This window comes from Sphingomonas endophytica (genome assembly GCF_014199415.1).
Classification (GTDB): domain Bacteria; phylum Pseudomonadota; class Alphaproteobacteria; order Sphingomonadales; family Sphingomonadaceae; genus Sphingomonas; species Sphingomonas endophytica.
This window is the reverse complement of record NZ_JACIJN010000008.1, coordinates 89,110-104,773: the sequence shown is the minus strand read 5'-3', so window position 1 is coordinate 104,773 and position 15,664 is coordinate 89,110. Positions and strand designations below refer to the sequence as shown.

13 protein-coding genes and 3 pseudogenes are annotated in these 15,664 nt (G+C 63.2%); 8 read left to right on the top strand and 8 right to left on the bottom strand.

Annotation, left to right across the window (positions count from 1 at the left end; genetic code table 11):
* Positions 1-564 precede the first annotated feature (564 nt).
* Both FHS97_RS17540 and FHS97_RS17535 read left to right on the top strand, forming a co-directional pair.
* Positions 565-707: pseudogene (locus FHS97_RS17540) on the top strand (IS5/IS1182 family transposase); the annotation flags it as partial.
* A gap of 63 nt (positions 708-770) precedes the next feature.
* Positions 771-1,841: pseudogene (locus FHS97_RS17535) on the top strand (IS3 family transposase); the annotation flags it as partial.
* 488 nt (positions 1,842-2,329) lie between these two features.
* Here the strand turns inward: FHS97_RS17535 and FHS97_RS12675 are convergent.
* Positions 2,330-5,059, bottom strand: a complete 2,730-nt coding sequence (locus FHS97_RS12675) for a TonB-dependent receptor (RefSeq protein ID WP_184038301.1) — start codon at positions 5,057-5,059, stop codon at positions 2,330-2,332.
* Between the two features lie 299 nt (positions 5,060-5,358).
* Here FHS97_RS12675 and FHS97_RS12670 point away from each other — a divergent pair, with 299 nt between their 5' ends.
* The 3 genes and pseudogenes from FHS97_RS12670 to FHS97_RS12660 all read left to right on the top strand — a co-directional run bounded on the left by FHS97_RS12670 (position 5,359) and on the right by FHS97_RS12660 (position 8,368).
* On the top strand, positions 5,359-6,324 hold the full coding sequence (locus tag FHS97_RS12670; protein ID WP_184038298.1) for a ferritin-like domain-containing protein: 966 nt from the start codon (positions 5,359-5,361) through the stop codon (positions 6,322-6,324).
* Between the two features lie 22 nt (positions 6,325-6,346).
* Positions 6,347-7,357, top strand: a complete 1,011-nt coding sequence (locus FHS97_RS12665) for a ferritin-like domain-containing protein (RefSeq protein WP_184038295.1) — start codon at positions 6,347-6,349, stop codon at positions 7,355-7,357.
* A 248-nt stretch (positions 7,358-7,605) separates the two neighbouring features.
* A pseudogene (locus tag FHS97_RS12660) lies at positions 7,606-8,368 on the top strand (IS5 family transposase).
* 375 nt (positions 8,369-8,743) lie between these two features.
* On the opposite strand, the gene FHS97_RS12655 reads toward FHS97_RS12660, so the two are convergent.
* The 6 genes from FHS97_RS12655 to FHS97_RS12635 are packed head-to-tail and all read right to left on the bottom strand — an operon-like array spanning position 8,744 to position 11,740.
* Entirely contained in the window at positions 8,744-9,145 is a 402-nt protein-coding gene (locus FHS97_RS12655; RefSeq protein ID WP_184038292.1) for a thiol-disulfide oxidoreductase DCC family protein, read from the bottom strand.
* The gene (locus tag FHS97_RS17790; protein WP_425506314.1) at positions 9,138-9,362 is read right to left on the bottom strand and encodes a DUF4166 domain-containing protein; all 225 of its coding nucleotides are present in this window, start codon (positions 9,360-9,362) and stop codon (positions 9,138-9,140) included. Before FHS97_RS17790 ends, FHS97_RS12655 begins: the two co-directional genes overlap by 8 nt.
* 48 nt (positions 9,363-9,410) lie before the next feature.
* Positions 9,411-9,674 (bottom strand): DUF4166 domain-containing protein, encoded by a 264-nt coding sequence (locus FHS97_RS17785; RefSeq protein WP_425506313.1) that lies wholly within the window; start codon positions 9,672-9,674, stop codon positions 9,411-9,413.
* Entirely contained in the window at positions 9,668-10,141 is a 474-nt protein-coding gene (locus FHS97_RS12645) for a DUF2269 family protein (protein WP_184038287.1), read from the bottom strand. Before FHS97_RS12645 ends, FHS97_RS17785 begins: the two co-directional genes overlap by 7 nt.
* Positions 10,134-11,402: an SDR family oxidoreductase gene (locus tag FHS97_RS12640; RefSeq protein ID WP_184038283.1), complete on the bottom strand. Its 1,269-nt coding sequence runs from the start codon at positions 11,400-11,402 to the stop codon at positions 10,134-10,136. Before FHS97_RS12640 ends, FHS97_RS12645 begins: the two co-directional genes overlap by 8 nt.
* A 14-nt stretch (positions 11,403-11,416) precedes the next feature.
* The gene (locus FHS97_RS12635; RefSeq protein WP_184038280.1) at positions 11,417-11,740 is read right to left on the bottom strand and encodes a hypothetical protein; all 324 of its coding nucleotides are present in this window, start codon (positions 11,738-11,740) and stop codon (positions 11,417-11,419) included.
* Between the two features lie 166 nt (positions 11,741-11,906).
* Between FHS97_RS12635 and FHS97_RS17530 the strand changes: the two genes are divergently transcribed.
* The 3 genes from FHS97_RS17530 (at position 11,907) to FHS97_RS12625 (ending at position 14,989) form a co-directional block, all read left to right on the top strand.
* Positions 11,907-12,611 (top strand): histidine kinase N-terminal 7TM domain-containing protein, encoded by a 705-nt coding sequence (locus FHS97_RS17530; protein WP_246346647.1) that lies wholly within the window; start codon positions 11,907-11,909, stop codon positions 12,609-12,611.
* Between the two features lie 297 nt (positions 12,612-12,908).
* The gene (locus FHS97_RS17525) at positions 12,909-13,649 is read left to right on the top strand and encodes a sensor histidine kinase (RefSeq protein WP_246346646.1); all 741 of its coding nucleotides are present in this window, start codon (positions 12,909-12,911) and stop codon (positions 13,647-13,649) included.
* Positions 13,646-14,989 (top strand): sigma-54-dependent transcriptional regulator, encoded by a 1,344-nt coding sequence (locus FHS97_RS12625; protein WP_184038277.1) that lies wholly within the window; start codon positions 13,646-13,648, stop codon positions 14,987-14,989. Before FHS97_RS17525 ends, FHS97_RS12625 begins: the two co-directional genes overlap by 4 nt.
* Positions 14,990-15,133: 144 nt before the next feature.
* Here the strand turns inward: FHS97_RS12625 and FHS97_RS12620 are convergent, their stop codons facing one another.
* On the bottom strand, positions 15,134-15,652 hold the full coding sequence (locus FHS97_RS12620) for a site-specific integrase (protein WP_184038273.1): 519 nt from the start codon (positions 15,650-15,652) through the stop codon (positions 15,134-15,136).
* Positions 15,653-15,664: the final 12 nt, after the last annotated feature.

The following is a 15,664-nucleotide window of genomic DNA, read 5'->3' as shown; positions in this document are numbered from 1 at the left end:
ATGACATACGTCGATTACAACTTCGACACCCAATTAATACGTCACTAAGTACACATTAACGTCACCTTATGGGTCAAAGGTCTGAGAGGTATGAAAGATATCATTTTATATCAGTAAGATAGGATGTAGATAAAAATTACCATACATAAGTCCCTAGTCAGTTAAGTTTCTAGGGATTGAGGAATAGTCAGCTCACCTTCAATCCGGGAAGAGGTTTTTGTGTGACTTACGCTCATGACCCATTAAATACCTTTTGTGATCAGTGGTAATCTAATTCACTAGTGTGGAGAGGCGCTGATGAGTGATGTGTGCTGACTGACGGGCAAGCAGATGAGGCGGATCGTCAGCGGGATCATGTTCTTGATCTGCTAAGGCTTTTGCTTGCGACATGCATCAGCGGCTTACGGTTCACCAAAGACCGCCTCCAACCGACTCATTCCCTAAAGCCGGGTGAGCGGAGCCTGCCAAGGCTCCGTTGATGCGCAACATGGTTGGAAAGCCGGCAGATAGATCTTCAAAGAAATCTTCGCCGGACCGGAGGATGAAGGCGGGCCGCCGGACCAGTTGATGTTCGGCGCCACGCATTTGAAAGCACCTCGAACGCCGTCAAGCCGGCTAGAAAAGGTGCTCTTCCCCGATGTATCAGTTGCACCAAAGGCGGCCTGAACTCCAAGCTACATGCCGTCCGCGATGACCGTGGACGCCCGCGTTGATCTTCCCCCGTTTTGGCGGACACCGATTATAGGTTCTGCGGAGCCTGGAGGTGTATGATGGCTAGTCCGACAAAGCGTCGGTTCACAAACGAATTTGAGCGTAAGGCAATCGCGCTTTGGGAGACGAGCAGTTGGATGCAGACCGAGGTGACAGCCGAGTTGGTAATCATGCCGACGATGCTGCGTCGCTGGCAGCGCAAGTTACAGGAGATCGGCACTCAGCCGGCAAGCTCGGCGGCGAAGCCGCCAGTATCGACGATGGCCTCGCCGGCGGATCAGGCGTCTGAAATTGCGCGGTTGCGTCGCGAGTTGGGTAGGACGCGGATGGAGCGTGACATCCTGAAAAGAAGCCGGCGGAGATGCCGCGGTGAAGTTCGCCCTTTGGCAGGCTCAGGACAGGCTTCATCGAGCAGCATGCGTCCACCTGACCGGTGAACGTCATGTGCCGCATGCCCGGCGTGTCGCGCAGCGGTTATTACGACTGGCGGGGTCGGGTGCCGAGTGCGCGGACGACGGCGAATCTTGCGCTGCTTAGCGACGTGCGCCGTCTTCAGGCGCGCCACCAGGGACGATACGGATCACCCAGGAAGTATGCCGCTCTGCGGGCGGAAGGCCATCGGTGCAGCCGTGGCCGCGTCGAGCGGCTGATGACGCCGACACCGCATCCGCGCGCTGGCCGGGCGCCGGTTCCGGCCCTCGACGACCAACAGCCGCCAGGTGCTTCACGGCTTCTGCGCCGAACCGGGTCTGGCTCGCGGCCATCACCTATATCGCGACCGGTGAGGGCTGGCTGTATCTGGCGGCCGTCCTTGACCTGGCGACCCGCAAGATCGTCGGATGGGCGATGCGCGACCATATGCGCACCGAGCTGTCGCTCGCGCGCTGATGATGGCAGCCCAGCGGCAACGACCCGCGCGGGGTCTCATCTGCCACTCGGATCGCGGGTCCCAATATGCAGCTAGCGCCTATGTCGACCACCTTGCCGCGATCGGCGCGACGCCCTCGATGAGCCGCAGCGGCAATTGCTACGACAATGCCCCGATGGAGAGTTTCTTCCACACCTCAAAGGCCGAACTCGTCCGTCAGTGCCGGTGGACCACCCAGGCCGAAGCGAGGCAGGCGCTGTTCGGCTAGATCGAGGCGCCTCCTTGCGATCAGCTCACGCAGCGCGGAATAATAACGACCCGACAGAAAGCTGGTCGGCGTCAGATAGGCGATGCTGAGGAGGGGGCACGAGTCCGCGCCGCATGTCCAACCCGACGCGAACCCAGCCGCGTGGAGGGGTGTTCTACTTATAACCTGTCCGGCCGACCGCCTCCCGGGGCTCGCCTTCGTCGGTGCCGCTAGCGCGAAGGATGTTGGCTTGGCCTCGCGTCAGTCTACGCGCCTAAAGACACCACCATCGGCTTTACCAGCTCGCGCGGCGATACGGCGACAAGGCAAGGGTTGCAAAGGTGCCCATCCGTGACTCGCCGCCCGAACCGGGAGGTAAGAGGCGACGAAGCGGAAGGCCATCCATGAAGTGATCCTGTCCCTAGAGGCGTCCCATTAGAGATGGGACGCCCTGAGGCACATGCTGCCGCTAGTATGGGAAAGCGGCGGCTTCGAGGAACGGCTTAGAAACGGGCCCGCGCGGTCAGTGCGAAGGTCCGCGCAAAATAGGTGATCTCCTGCGGGAAGGTGTAATAGCCCCAGAAGTTACGATCTCCCTTGCGGGTCAGGTTCGTGGCCTCAGCGCCTACAGAGAAGTGCTCATTGATGTCGTAGTTGATCGACGCGTCGAGCCGCTGGGTCGGATCGGTGAATAGGTTGCGGTAGCGATTATTCGGATCCAAGCTGTCGACCCGCTTGCTACGCCAATTATAGGCCACGCGTGCATTCAGACCGGCATGCTCGTAGAACACAGCGGCGTTAAACGCATATTTCGACTTCCAAAACTGCTGGCTCTCGTACCAGTTCGTAGTCTTAGTTGCCTCATCAAAGATCGGATACTGAACCTTCGAGTCGAACAGCGTGAAGTTACCGTTTACCCCGACATATTTAAACAACCACGGCAATATCGGCAAGAACGTCGTCCCCTGCAATTCGATGCCGCGGTATTTGCTACGCCCGCCGTTGTATGGACGTGTGACACGCACCGGCACAGTGTAGCCAGGCAGCGACTCGTACCGGAAATCGTTGAAGATCGTTCCTTCCTCGCGCCAGTCAAACAATGCGACTGATACGGATCCGGTCTTTCCAAAATACCATTCGAGCGAAGCGTCGATTTTTTTCAGGTATACCGGTCGCAGCTTCGAATTGCCGCCGCTGCCCGCAGGATTGGTCGACGTCGGTGAATCCAGGCTGACATGCGCATTTAGGTTGTCGAGAGCGGGCCTTTGCATGTCCTTGGTCCACGACACGCGGAGTTGCAGCCCATCGGTGATATGCCCGATCGCGTTGACGCTCGGCAGCACGTCCACCGTGTTGCCTCTGCCCTGCACCGGGTCAATGATGTCCTCGCCGTTCGGATTGGACGTGTACTGGAAGGAGTTCATGACCGTTTTGGCGTGGACGACGCGGGCGCCGACGATGCCTTCAAAGGGGATCAGCAGCTTGAATTGATAATGAGCAAGGCCGTAAGCGGCATAGCTCGTTTCAAAGCCATTTACCTTATTATACGGCTTGGTAATCGGCCAGTCGCCCTCGGCGAAATCCGGAAAGCGCTTCGCGACGAGCGGCCGGAGCGTACTCCATACGTTGGTGATCGAGTTGGCGTCACCGATCATCCAGCTCATGTCGTCGCCCGAGCCCTGTAGTGCCGTGCTGATCGGAACCAGCTTATAGCCACTCAGCGTGGAAATCGGGATTCCGAGCGACTCATCTGTTCCGCGATCGGCATAGCTGCTGCGAAACGTGCGCTTGGCACGGCGCCCGCCGAACTTGAGAAAGTCGAATAGCCAACCGGTCTGAAGCTGTAAATCGAACTTGATCTCGCGCTCCGTGCTGCCGGACCACCAGTGAGTCTGAGTCACCCGCGCAACGTTTGAATAGTTCCCTGGGTCGCTAAGGTCGATGCCACGAAGCGTGACCGCGACGCCGCCACGCGGATCCTTGTCGGTGTTGAACACCATGTCGTAGATCGGGTTGTTGGCAAACTGTATCTTGTGGTAGATCTGATCAAGTTTGTAATCGGAGACCGCATAATTGTGCGAGACGATCAGGTGCGCGACGTCGTCGGAATATTCAATGGTCTGCTTAGCGGACTTGTTGTTCCAAGTGGCGTCGGCATAGTTTTTTCCAGGCCCAAGCGGCTGACGCGTCTCGACGGTCAATGACGAAATCGACCGACCGTCCGAACCGATCACGAGATTCGTGAGTCGAGGCGCCGGATACGCCGAAAAGGTATCACGCACCGGAAATCCAAAATCGTCGTCGTAGTTGGGGCGATCGGCGCGACTAATCGCGAAGTCGCTACTGAAGCTCCAATGATCGTTGGGACGCCACTGAATCGAGGTGTTGAAGGAATCCCGTTGATTATAGCCTGCGCGAGCAAAGAAATAGGAGCTTGAAGGAACATAGAGATTTGCGGGCGTGGTTGTCGGCTCGACGATTTGTCGTGGCGAGCGTAGCTGCACAGGATTGGAGTTGCCACGCATCGACTCGTTATAGCGAACGTAATTGTGTGATCCGCTTAGCACGAACCCGAACTTGCCGAGATCGGTATCGGTATTGTAGCTCACCACGCCGCTGACGAACGGATTGATTTTCTTGACTTGGTCCGAATAATCGCCGCGGGTGTTCAGGGCGACCGTCCATCCGCTCTTGAAGTCGGTCGGCTTGCGCAGCGTCAGGTTGACGACGCCGGACTTGCTGCCTTCGATCTGGTCGGGCGTGCGGGTCTTGTAGACCTGGATACCGGATACGAGATCGGCAGGCATATCAGCAAGATTGGTGGTCCGGTTGATCCCCGAGAAGGTCGGCGTACCGTCGACTGTCGTCATCACGCCGGACAGGCCACGGATCGAGAAGTCCCCGCCTTCGCCACGCGTGCGGTCCATGATGACTCCAGGAACGCGCTGCAACGCGTCGACCACGTTCTTATCGGGCAGCTTGCCGATGTCGTCCGCGGTAATGACGTCGACGATCTGCGCGGCGCGTCGCTTCTGGTCGCGAGACTTCGCGAGCGAGGCACGCAGGCCGCGCACGACGATGTCTTGACCGACCGCATCCGGCTTATCCGAGTCGACGGTCGTGGAAACTTCGGTCGGCTTGGCTCCAGCATCCACACGAGCCGCGTCAGTGACCTGTGACTCCTGTGCGTGAACCGGCGCAGCGACAACTAGCGACACCGCAAGCGACGTCATTGCCACACTATTCAGTAATTTAGTCGATCGAACGTTCATCAATCCTCCCCCCTTTTTCGATTGTGGTCTGCTCCACCCCGACGTGAGCACAACCAAGCGTATCAGCCTTGTCAAGCTACCACAATATAGATTACGACGCACATATTGAGGTTGCACCTGCTTTGCGTCATGATGGCCGGCCGGTGAGAGAGAGTTCCGATTCTGCGAACTCGACGCGCTCGAATGGCTGAGGCTGCTTGAATGGTGTCGGGAGAAATGAACTGCGCTTTCAAACAGGCAGATCAAGGAGGGGGTAAGTGATGAGAAATGATAACGGTGCGGGAGCCAAGGTGACAGGTGCACACGTTCCTCAAGTGCCTCGCCGCCATCTTCTAGCCGGTGGCCTCGTCGGTGCCGCGGTTCTTTCGGTGGTGGCTAACACGGCGGTCGCGCAAACTCAGGGCGCAGGATCGTTGTCGAGCGAGGCGGCCAACAACCTTAATTTCGCGTTGAACCTCGAATATCTCCTCAATCAATATTATCGAATGGGAGTTTTGGGAATCAAGTCGTTGGAGGCGGCCCGAACCAGCGGGACGGGCACGCCGGGGTTGCCGACCGGCGGCCGTCAGGTCAAATTCGCCACCGGCAGCACGATCAAACCGATCGTAACTGAAATCATTTATCAGCAGGGCGGGCATATCGATATGCTTCGCGCGATCCTGAAAACGAACATTGTATCGCAGCCGGCCATGAACCTCGCAGGCGATGAGACAGGAGCGTTCACGCAGTTCGCACGCTACGCCGAAATCGTTGGTGCGACCGAGACGTTTGATCCCTATGCGTCAGATCTCAACTTTCTGGTTGGCGGCTATATTATCGGCGAGGAGATGCACCGTGTGTTGCGGAGCATCCTTCCCGGCATCTCGGATGCGATGCTGCTTGAACCATTGACCGGTCTCTTCGGCACGCACAGCTATTACTCTGGGATTCTGCGCGAGGCGTTGCTTCGCTCGGCGCAGACCACGCCGGCCGTGCTCGAATGGGTCGACAAGATTGCGGCAGCGTTCAACACTCTGTCCGGGCAAACGATTGCGACCGGCATCCGGGCGACGAGCGTCAACGGGGTAACGGTGGCCAGCCACGCGTCGCTGGACGCCAGCGGCTCGGCCGCGGCTCGTTCGCCCGCGCAGGCGCTGAACATCTTCTACATCAAACGTGGGGCGGCGACGTCCGGGGGCTTCTTCCCGGCCGGGGTCAATGGCGCCATCAAGAATAGCGCCGCCTGAGCGCCTGGGGAGGGGAAAGATCATGATCGATAGAAATGACATCGTGGACCGCGCGCATGCGCGCCGCGCCTTTCTGAAATATTGCGGCGGTGCGGCCACGGTCAGCTCGCTGGCGATGTTGGCCGGTTGCGGGAGCGATAAATATGGCGCGGAAGTGGTGCAGGGGACGCCCGCGCCAGCGCCGACGGCAGCTCCGAGCTATACGGCAACTGACACCGACTATCTCAATTTTCTGCTGCAAATCCAGTATCTGACCGCTGGCTTCTTCTGGCGCTCGGCGTTCGGCGGATCGATTGCGTCGTCACTGTTGACAGGGGCGGGAAGTGCCGGTGCCATTACCGGCGGCGCGCAAGTACAGTTCACCGACGACTTGTTTATGCAGGGATTGCGTGAAGTAGCGCTTGCAGAGGTCGCGCGTTTGGGACAGCTGCGCTCGCTGATCGGGGCGAGCGTCACGGCGCAGCCTGTAATCAGCATCGCTGGGGGAAGCGGCAGTCCGTTCGACGCCATTGCGTCGCGCGACGCTTTTCCAAGCGGTACGCCTTTCGATCCCTATGCGTCGCTTGAAAACTATCTGCTTGGCGCCAGTGCGCTCAGCTATCTCTGCACTTCGGCGGCGCGCGGCATTGTGTTTCGGCTGACCACCGCCAGCAACCGCGATGAGATTTTGGGGATAATCGGCGGGAAGGCGTATGCCGACACCTTCTTCCGGCTTGCCTTGTGGCGCGCCGGGCTCAGCAAGAGCGCGCTCTACGACACCGAGAACAAGATGGTGCTCGCACGCAACAAGCTGAACGGCGGTGACGGCACTTATCTGCTGGCGAATTACGAATGCGGCGTAGGAAGCGCGGCATCGCCAACCATCGTCGTGCTCGACAACGTTCCCAACAACGCAAATTATGGAGCACTGCTGGCCAGAACTCCCGATCTGGTGCTTAACATCGCCTATGCGTCGAAAACGGCGGTAACCAGCGGCGGCTTCTTCCCTGGAGGGGTGAACGGCACCATCAAATACAGTAACGCCGTAAGTTGATTGAGTTCCATCGGCGGGGCGCGATTGCCTCGCCGATTTTTACCTGCGACAAGCTACTGAGCCAAGAGGCGAGACGTATGATGCGGGACAAAGATGCGGCGATCGCGAGCATGGCGGAGACGCAGACGAGATAGTTGCTAGCGGTCGGCGCTATGCCTGTGGCTGCGCTCGGCGGCGGGGCGAAGCTAGGGTCAGGACCCATTGATGTGAGCGTCGTGATCTGATTCAGGCTCCGCGAGGAGACCGGGATGAGCGACCTTTTTTGGCTGACGGACGAGCAGATTGAGCGGCTGCGGCCGTTTTTTCCCAAGAGCCACGGTAGGCCTCGGGTGGATGACCGGTGGATGTTGAGCGGCATCGTCTTCGTCAACCGCAATGGGCTGCGCTGGCGAGATGCGCCCAGCGCCTATGGTCCTCACAAGACGCTGTACAATCGATGAAAGCGCTGGGGCGAGCGAGGCGTGTTCACGCGCATGATGGAAGGGCTGGCTGCGGGCGATGCAGAGCCGAAGACCGTTATGATAGACGCGACATACCTGAAGGCGCACCGCACGGCATCGAGCCTGCGGGTTAAAAGGGGGATCTCGGCCGCCTGATCGGACGCACGAAAGGCGGCATGAACACCAAGCTTCATGCCGTCGCCGATGCGAACGGCCGCCCCTTGAGCTTCTTCATGACCGCCGGGCAGGTTAGCGACTACACCGGTGCGGCAGCCCTGCTGGACGACCTGCCAAAAGCGCAGTGGCTGCTCGGCGACCGCGGCTACGACGCCGATTGGTTCAGGGACGCTCTCCAGGCCAAAGGCATCCAGCCATGCATCCGGGCCCGGGCCGACGATCGCGCAACGAGCCGGTCAGATACGACAAGCGCCGTTACCGGCGTCGAAGCCGCATCGCGATCATGTTCGGCCGCCTCAAGGACTGGCGGCGCGTTGCCAAACGCTACGATCGCTGCCCCACGGCCTTCTTTTCCGCCGTCGCCCTCGCTGCCACCGTCATTTTCTGGCTGTGATCAACGAGTCCTGACCCTAGAGGGCTAGGTGAGACCGCGTAGAAAAACACATCGCCGCTGATAGTTTAGTTCAGAACGACCCGCTGCGCGTGAGACTGGATCTCGCATAAGGCTAGCGCAGACGTTCAGTCCAACGAAGCGGACGGGCGTGCCGGCTTCTCGTTCAATCAGCCCGCCGCCGCGTCATTACCGAATGGCTCAAGCGGAAGCGACGGTCGACCGGCACACGGAAGCTCCTGCGATACCCTCTGCTGATTGGAGCCGACCCTCGCCACCGGCCGCCAAACGGCGATTTCGTCCCAAATCCAGTCGCCTTCGCTTCGTCGCAGAGCAACATTGGCGAACTGCCTCTTCCCGTATCAAGCAGGTTTGCGGCTATGGTAGAACCCGAGCGGCATCCTCTGGCGCTGGAAGCCAGCACGTCGATCGCCAACCGAAAAGTCGATTGCGGTTGCGGGCGATCCATCGGTAGGCCCGGTCGCGCAACCAAGGCGGCACCAGCCGTGCCGCCCCCGCAACCCGCCACGGCCAGCCCAGCCCGACATAGATCGCGATCACCGCGTCGCTGTCCCGCAGGACGTGATCGCCTTCGACGACGAGGATCGTGTCGGGATCGGTCGGGTCGATCGCGTGCCGACGTAACAGCGCCGCACCGGCTGCACCCTGCATCGCCGCCACTCGGAAGCGGTGCCGGCGATCGTGGCGCAGGATAAAGCGGGCGTTGACGGAGCACAGGACGCATTGCGCGTCGAACGGGATGATCGGGCCGTCAGTCATCAATCCGCTCCATGCGGCCAGTGTAGCGGATGATCCGACCGAAGGGCCAGAGGTCGACGGGCACGTCGAAGACGTAGCACCCGTCGCCCTCATATTCGCGGGCGTGACAATACGGGCGAAGGGCGGAAGGCAGCGGGACGCCCAGGAACCGGAAGCCAATCAAGTCCAACCGGGGTGTGCCGTCCTCCACCGAAACGCGGAAGATGTTGGTCGCCATGCCCGTCCGCTCGATCATCAGCCCGTCGCGGTCGACAAGCCTGCTTCGTTAGCTGCGCCGGGCGAAATTGCGGTGCCTGTGCTCGGCGTCGCCGTGTCGTTCGAACCGCACTGTCACCGAAATGGCGGTCCCTGGCGCAGGGAGCCGCATCATCCGGCAGAGCAGCCGAGCCAGCGGGTTCGGGTTCGCCTCGACCTGCGCCAACCCGCGCCAGCGCTGGTCGATCCCGCTGTCGTGCGCCTCGCGCAAAACGGGCGGTAGATTGTCGATCGTGTAGCCGAGCAGTCGGCGGAACAGGGGCTGAGTCACCATGCGATCTCCGGCTTGGTCGCCATCAGCCCGAAGATGACGATCACCCCGATAAAGGCGGGCCAGCCGAGCAGGAACCACGTCCGCGACAGCTGGAAATAGCGCGCCGGTAACGGCAGGTCCGCCGCGGTGGCGTGGGCGATGCGGCGGATCCGGATCTGGATACCGACTGCCGGCAGCCAGCAGGCCCCGACCATCAGATAGAGCGCGATCGAGGCCGCAAGCCAGCCGGTGGTCAGCGGAAAGCCGGCTATGTGCGCCAGCCACACGCCCGTCACCGGCTGGACGATGACGGCGGGTGTGGTGAACAACCAGTCGGCGAGGACGACATTGCGATTGACCACCCGCCGCGCCCCCGCATCGCCTGAACGGTTCGCCATCCAGCCGTAAAACGCTGTGCCGACCCCGGTGCCGAACAACAAGGTCGAGCTGAGGATATGAACGGTCTTCAGCAGCAGATAGTCAGCCATGACGGGTTTCCAGCGCATGGGCGGCGAGCGAAAGGGCGAGAACGGCAATGTTCTTGGCGAGCGGGCCGAGGGGTGCGGCCCAGAATTCGGGCGCGATACGGGTCAGGATCAGCGTGTAGGTCGTCATCAAGGCGATTCCCGCAAGCGCCGCGCCGCGTATCCGGAGAAGCAGCGCAGCGCCGATCGCGATGTCGGCCAGCGCGCCTGCCCATAGGGCGGTCGTCGTCGCGCCGCCCGACAAGCCGACCCGCGCCAGCCACGCCATGTTGGTCGCCGCCGGGGTTACGAACAACGGTATCGCTCCACCGGCGAACCAGACCAGCGCGAGCGCGGCGCTCAGGACCGGCGCGACGGGGGCAAGGCGTGCCATCCGCAGATCGCCGTCGCTCGCCGGACGGCGGGCTAGGGCTTGGGCGATCGGTACCGGTTGGAAGCCGGTCATAGCGACGAGCGGCTCGACCGACGCCGTGTCGCCCGCCGCCAGCATCGCCAGTCCCTCGCGCGCCACCGGACCGATGCCGAGGCGAGCGACTGCCGCGATCAGCCATCGCCGAACCGTCACCCGCATCGTGTCCGACAAGCCTAGCCAGCGGCGCAGGATCGCCACCAGCGCGCCCGTGGTCATCGGCTCCGTACCGACCGCGTCGATCCGCACGGCCAATGGCAGCGGGGCGTGAAGCAGGCGAACCAACAGCTCGACCAGATCGTCGACATGGATCGGCTGAACCGGCCCATCGGCGCGCCCCAGATCGGGCGTGACTGGCAAGGCCGCGAGAGTAGTGAACAGCGCGCTGCTCTGCCCGCCACGACCGATGACCAGCGACGGTCGGACGATCGCAAAGCCGATCCCGGCACCCATCGCCGCCAGATGGTCGTCGGCGGCGGCCTTGCTGCGGTGACAGGCGCTGGCGGCGTCGGCCGCCGCGCCTAGCGCGGAAATCTGGAGCACGCGGCCGACCCCGGCGGCACGACAGGCGTCGAACAACGCGATCGCGCCACCGGTATGGACGCGGGCATAGCCCCGATCGTCACCGAACAGCCCGGCGCAGTTCACCACCGCGTCGACACCCGCCAACCGCTCGCGCCAGTCCTCCGCGCGATCGGCTGTGAGGTCGCAGCGGATCGCCTTCGCACCTGGCAGTCGCCAGCTCAGGCGATTCGGCGCGCGGCCAGCGGCGGTGACGCTGACGCCCTCCGCCACCCGCCGGGCGGCGAGGTGGCGACCGATGAAGCCGCTCGCGCCGACGATCAGGACATGCATCGCCTCCGCTCCCGTCAGGCGGCGGCACGCGGGCTGCGGCTCCACACCGCAAGGCCCATGCCGACCAGCGCCAGCAGCACGCCGATCAGCGCGCTGGTCATCGTTCCCTGCACCAGTGCGGTCGGATCGGTGGCAATGCCGCGCCACGACACGAACAGCATCGGCGTCGCGACCATCATCACCGTGGACCACACCGTCCAGAAGCGCGAGCGTTCCTCGGTGCCGCACAGTTCGGCGAGCAGGATGGACAGCGGACGCCACAGCGTCACTACCGCCAGCAATGCGATTAACGCGGTCAGCGCATAGGTGATGAGCAGGGCTGCGATGGGCAACAACATGGTTGGTTGGTCTCCTTCAATGCCAGGCGACGATCGCCCGGTTCGAAGGACGCTTTGCGAATGGCATGCCAATTGACACGGATGGCAGAAACGCGTGCCTTTCCGTCGTGAGACGGGTGCGCGATTGTGAACGCCGTGAACGGAACAAGCTGCTATGCTGTCCACGATGGATATAGCTGTCGGCCTTTTCGCCTATATTGGCGCGCTGTCGCTGACCCCGATCGCCAGCGCATTGCTGGCGCTGTTCGTCTCGCTTCGGGTTCGGCCAGTGCCGGGTGCGAACCTGCTCGCCGCGTTTTTGCTCGGCGTGGGGCTGTGGAGCGTGGCGCAGACGCTGCCTGCGCTGCTGGGGCCAGCGGCGACGCGGGTGACGGCGACGCTGATCGCGTTGTCACCGCTGCCCGCGGCGGGGTTTCTGCATCTCGCCTTCGCCTTCGCACTGTGCGGCGTCGTGCGGCAGGTGGCGATCGCGGGCTATGGGACCGCGGCGTTCGCCACGTTGGTCGGCCTGATCTTCGGCGTCGGCGCGGTCGTGCCGTGGCACGGCTTTCCGGGCATGTTCGTGCCGTCGGTCATCGGCTGGTGCGTGCTCGGGCTGGCGGCTCTGCTGTCGACCGCTGGGCATTTGCGGCTGGCGCAGACGTGGCGCGAACAGGGTGGCGCCCATCGGCGGCAGGCGGGCGCGGTGTTCGTGGCCAGCCTGGTCGGGCTGGTCGCGCTGACGGGCTTCGCCTCTCCGGCGCTGGGGATCGATGCCTACCCGTGCCGGTCCTGCTGCTGCCCTTCTACTCGGTCGCACTCGTCTATGGCATCGTCCGGCACCGCTTCATGGCCGCCGATATCTGGGCACGGCGCGGGCTGGTGTGGTTGATGCTGGTCGCCGGCGCGGGCGCGGCAAGCGCGTTGATCGCCTCGCTCCCGCTAGCACTGGCTAGACGCCCTGCGGGGCTGTTCGCGACGTGGGGCGTGCTGGCGGCGACATTGGCGTTGGGCCTCGCGATCCTCGCCCCGCTCAAGCGGCTGGCCGACCGGATCGTCTTTCCCGGCGGCCGGATCAACGAGGCGGACGTGGCAGAATGGCGCGACCGGCTGGCTGAAGCACCCGACGAAGCCGCACTGGGCAACGTCGCGCTGACCTTGCTGCGCAAGCGGCTCAACCTGCCGGTCGATGGTCCAACCCTCGCCATTGCGGGAGAGACGGTCGCCCTGGAAAGGCTGGGACGATGCCCCGGCCGCCACCCGCCATGTCGCCGAACGCTTCGCGGGTCTGGTAGCGGAAAGCGCACGCCGCCTGACGACCGCCCGCCGCATGGTCGATGCCGAGCGCGAGGCGCGGCTGGCCGAGTTGGGCGCGCTGGCAGCGACGGTAGCGCACGACCTGCGCAACCCGCTCGGCATCGTCCAAATGGCTGCCACCGGCGCCCCACCCGAGGTCCGCAGCGAGATCGGCGAGCAGGTGGCGCGGATGAATCATCTCCTCACCGACATCCTCGATTTTGCGCGCGCGTGGACGGTCGTACCGCAGCCACTGCGTGTGGCCGACCTTGTCGCGTCGTTGGGCGTGGAGGCGGACGTGCCCGAAGGACTGATGATTACGGCGGATCGCCACGCGCTGCTGCGCGCGCTGACTAACCTCGTCGACAATGCCCGCGCGCTCGGAACCCGCGTCGCGATCGTCGCAGCGGCCGGGCCGCCGATCACGATCGATATTTGCGACAACGGCCCCGGCATCGCGCCCGAGATCCGCGCCAGCCTGTTCCGCCCCTTCGTCTCGCGCCGCCCCGGCAGCACCGGCCTCGGCCTCGCCATCGTCCGCCGGATCATGGAGGCGCATGGCGGCACCGTGACGCTGGCCGAACGACGCGGCTGGTCGACCTGTTTCCGCCTCACCTTCGGAGCGTCCCGATGATCCTGCTTGCCGATGACGAACCCGCCTTTCAGCGGCTGACCGGCGCATGGCTGCGTGGTCTCGGCCATGACGTCGAGGTCGCGGGGGATGGCAACGCGGCGGTGGCGGCGTTCAAGGCGAAACCCGCCGACCTCGTCCTGCTCGACCTCGCCATGCCGCCGCATCACGACCCGGCGGCGGGGCTTGCGCTGATCCCGGCCTTCGCGCCCGCGGCGGTGGTGGTGATGACCGGCCATGCCGACCACGCGCTGGCGCTGAAGGCGGTCGAGGCAGGCGCATGGGATTTCCTCGCCAAGCCGGTCGACCCCGATATGCTCCGCGTCGTCGTCGCCCGCGCGCTGGAGCGGGCGCGGCTCGCCCGGGAGGTCGCGACCTTGCGCGCACAGGTCGGGGCGGAGGAGGTTATGGGGCTGGTCGGCACCGCGCCCGCGATGGCGGGGTTGCGCGACCTGATCCGCCGCGTCGCGCCGACCCGCCTGCCTGCGCTGGTGCTGGGGCCGAGCGGAACCGGCAAGGAACTGGTCGCCCGCGCGATCCATGCCGCGTCGCCCCGCGCCGCCCGGCCGCTGGTCCCGATCCATTGCGGCGCGGTCCCGGCCGAATTGCTGGAGAGCGAGCTGTTCGGCCACCTGAAGGGCAGCTTCACCGGGGCGACTGCCGACCGGCTCGGCCTGATCGAGACGGCGCATGGCGGCACGCTGTTCCTCGACGAGATCGGCGAGATGCCGCCCGCCATGCAGGTCAAGCTGCTGCGCTTCCTCAACGATGGCAGCTACCAGCCGGTCGGCGCCCGCGCCCCGCGCGAGGCCAATGTGCGGATCGTGGCCGCTACCCATCGCGACCTCGCCGCTGCCGTGGCGGAGGGTAGTTTCCGCGAAGACCTGTTCTACCGGCTCAAAGGCGTGGTGCTGCGCACGCCCTCGCTGGCCGAGCGGGCGATGGATGTGCCGTTGCTGGCCCGCCTGTTCCTGCGGCGGGCCAGCGAAGGCCGGGCCAGCTTCTCGCCGGACGCACTGGATTGGCTGGCAGGCCGTGCATGGCCCGGTAACGTCCGCGAATTGCGCTCGGCCGTCGAATGCGCCGCCGCGCTGGCGATCCAGGGCGCCGCGGGCACGATCGTAGTCGCCGCCGACCTCGCCTTCGCGGTCGGCGACACCCCGTCAGAAAGCGTCGTCCCCGCCGCCCCTCAAAGTCTCGAAGAAGAAGTCGCCGGGCTGGAACGCCGCCGCATTGTCGAGGCACTGGCTCGCACCGGCCATAACCACACCCACACCGCGCGCGAACTGTGCCTGTCGCGGGTCGGCTTGCTCAAGAAGATGGATCGGATGGGACTCCGTTGATTACTATACCTGAAGGGTAATGACATCGGTCAATTTCGGTTCTTCGCTGGATGTAAGATTGAGATCAGCCCAATTACGTCAATTTCGGCTGGGTTCGATTTGGCGCCTTCTCCCTTCGTAATTGACTCTGAGAAATACTGAACTTCAAGATCGTTCACCAACCTTCAATCGTGCCGGACGAGGTTGGCGACTGGAGGCAGGTAGAAGACGCCTTGGCAGCGGCCGGAGGCGGTCGGTAACGTTGGTGATCTGGTCCACTGCCTCCTTCAACCGGGTCAACCGCGCCGCCTTCGAATAGCGGCCGGCGGTTTCCCCGCTCATGTTATGGCCGACGAGGTCCGCACGGGTTTCGAGGAATACCTCACGGTGCTTCAATTCCGTCGTGACCGTGTGCCGAAACGAGTGGATGGGCCGCCCCGGCTCGATGAAATCCAGCTTCCGGGCGATCTTCATCCACAAGTTCTTGTAATAGACGTCGCCATAGCTCCGCTCGCCCGACGCGGTCCGAAGCTCGGGAAACAGCATCGTCTCGCCCGCGGCACGCAGCGCCTTGACGTAGTCCGGCAGCCGAGCCGGATCAGTTCGTCGGCGAATGGCACCAGTCGAACCGCCGCCCTGTTCTTGACACGCCCACCGTTCTCGTCGGTGATCGTGAAGAACCAAATCCCGTTCTCC

Coding starts and splice junctions, on each gene's coding strand:
- FHS97_RS12675 (WP_184038301.1), bottom strand. CDS start 5,059: ATGACGTCGCTTGCGGTGTCGCTAGTTGTCGCTGCGCCGGTTCACGCA.
- FHS97_RS12670 (WP_184038298.1), top strand. CDS start 5,359: ATGAGAAATGATAACGGTGCGGGAGCCAAGGTGACAGGTGCACACGTT.
- FHS97_RS12665 (WP_184038295.1), top strand. CDS start 6,347: ATGATCGATAGAAATGACATCGTGGACCGCGCGCATGCGCGCCGCGCC.
- FHS97_RS12655 (WP_184038292.1), bottom strand. CDS start 9,145: ATGACTGACGGCCCGATCATCCCGTTCGACGCGCAATGCGTCCTGTGC.
- FHS97_RS17790 (WP_425506314.1), bottom strand. CDS start 9,362: ATGGCGACCAACATCTTCCGCGTTTCGGTGGAGGACGGCACACCCCGG.
- FHS97_RS17785 (WP_425506313.1), bottom strand. CDS start 9,674: ATGGTGACTCAGCCCCTGTTCCGCCGACTGCTCGGCTACACGATCGAC.
- FHS97_RS12645 (WP_184038287.1), bottom strand. CDS start 10,141: ATGGCTGACTATCTGCTGCTGAAGACCGTTCATATCCTCAGCTCGACC.
- FHS97_RS12640 (WP_184038283.1), bottom strand. CDS start 11,402: ATGCATGTCCTGATCGTCGGCGCGAGCGGCTTCATCGGTCGCCACCTC.
- FHS97_RS12635 (WP_184038280.1), bottom strand. CDS start 11,740: ATGTTGTTGCCCATCGCAGCCCTGCTCATCACCTATGCGCTGACCGCG.
- FHS97_RS17530 (WP_246346647.1), top strand. CDS start 11,907: ATGGATATAGCTGTCGGCCTTTTCGCCTATATTGGCGCGCTGTCGCTG.
- FHS97_RS17525 (WP_246346646.1), top strand. CDS start 12,909: ATGGTCCAACCCTCGCCATTGCGGGAGAGACGGTCGCCCTGGAAAGGC.
- FHS97_RS12625 (WP_184038277.1), top strand. CDS start 13,646: ATGATCCTGCTTGCCGATGACGAACCCGCCTTTCAGCGGCTGACCGGC.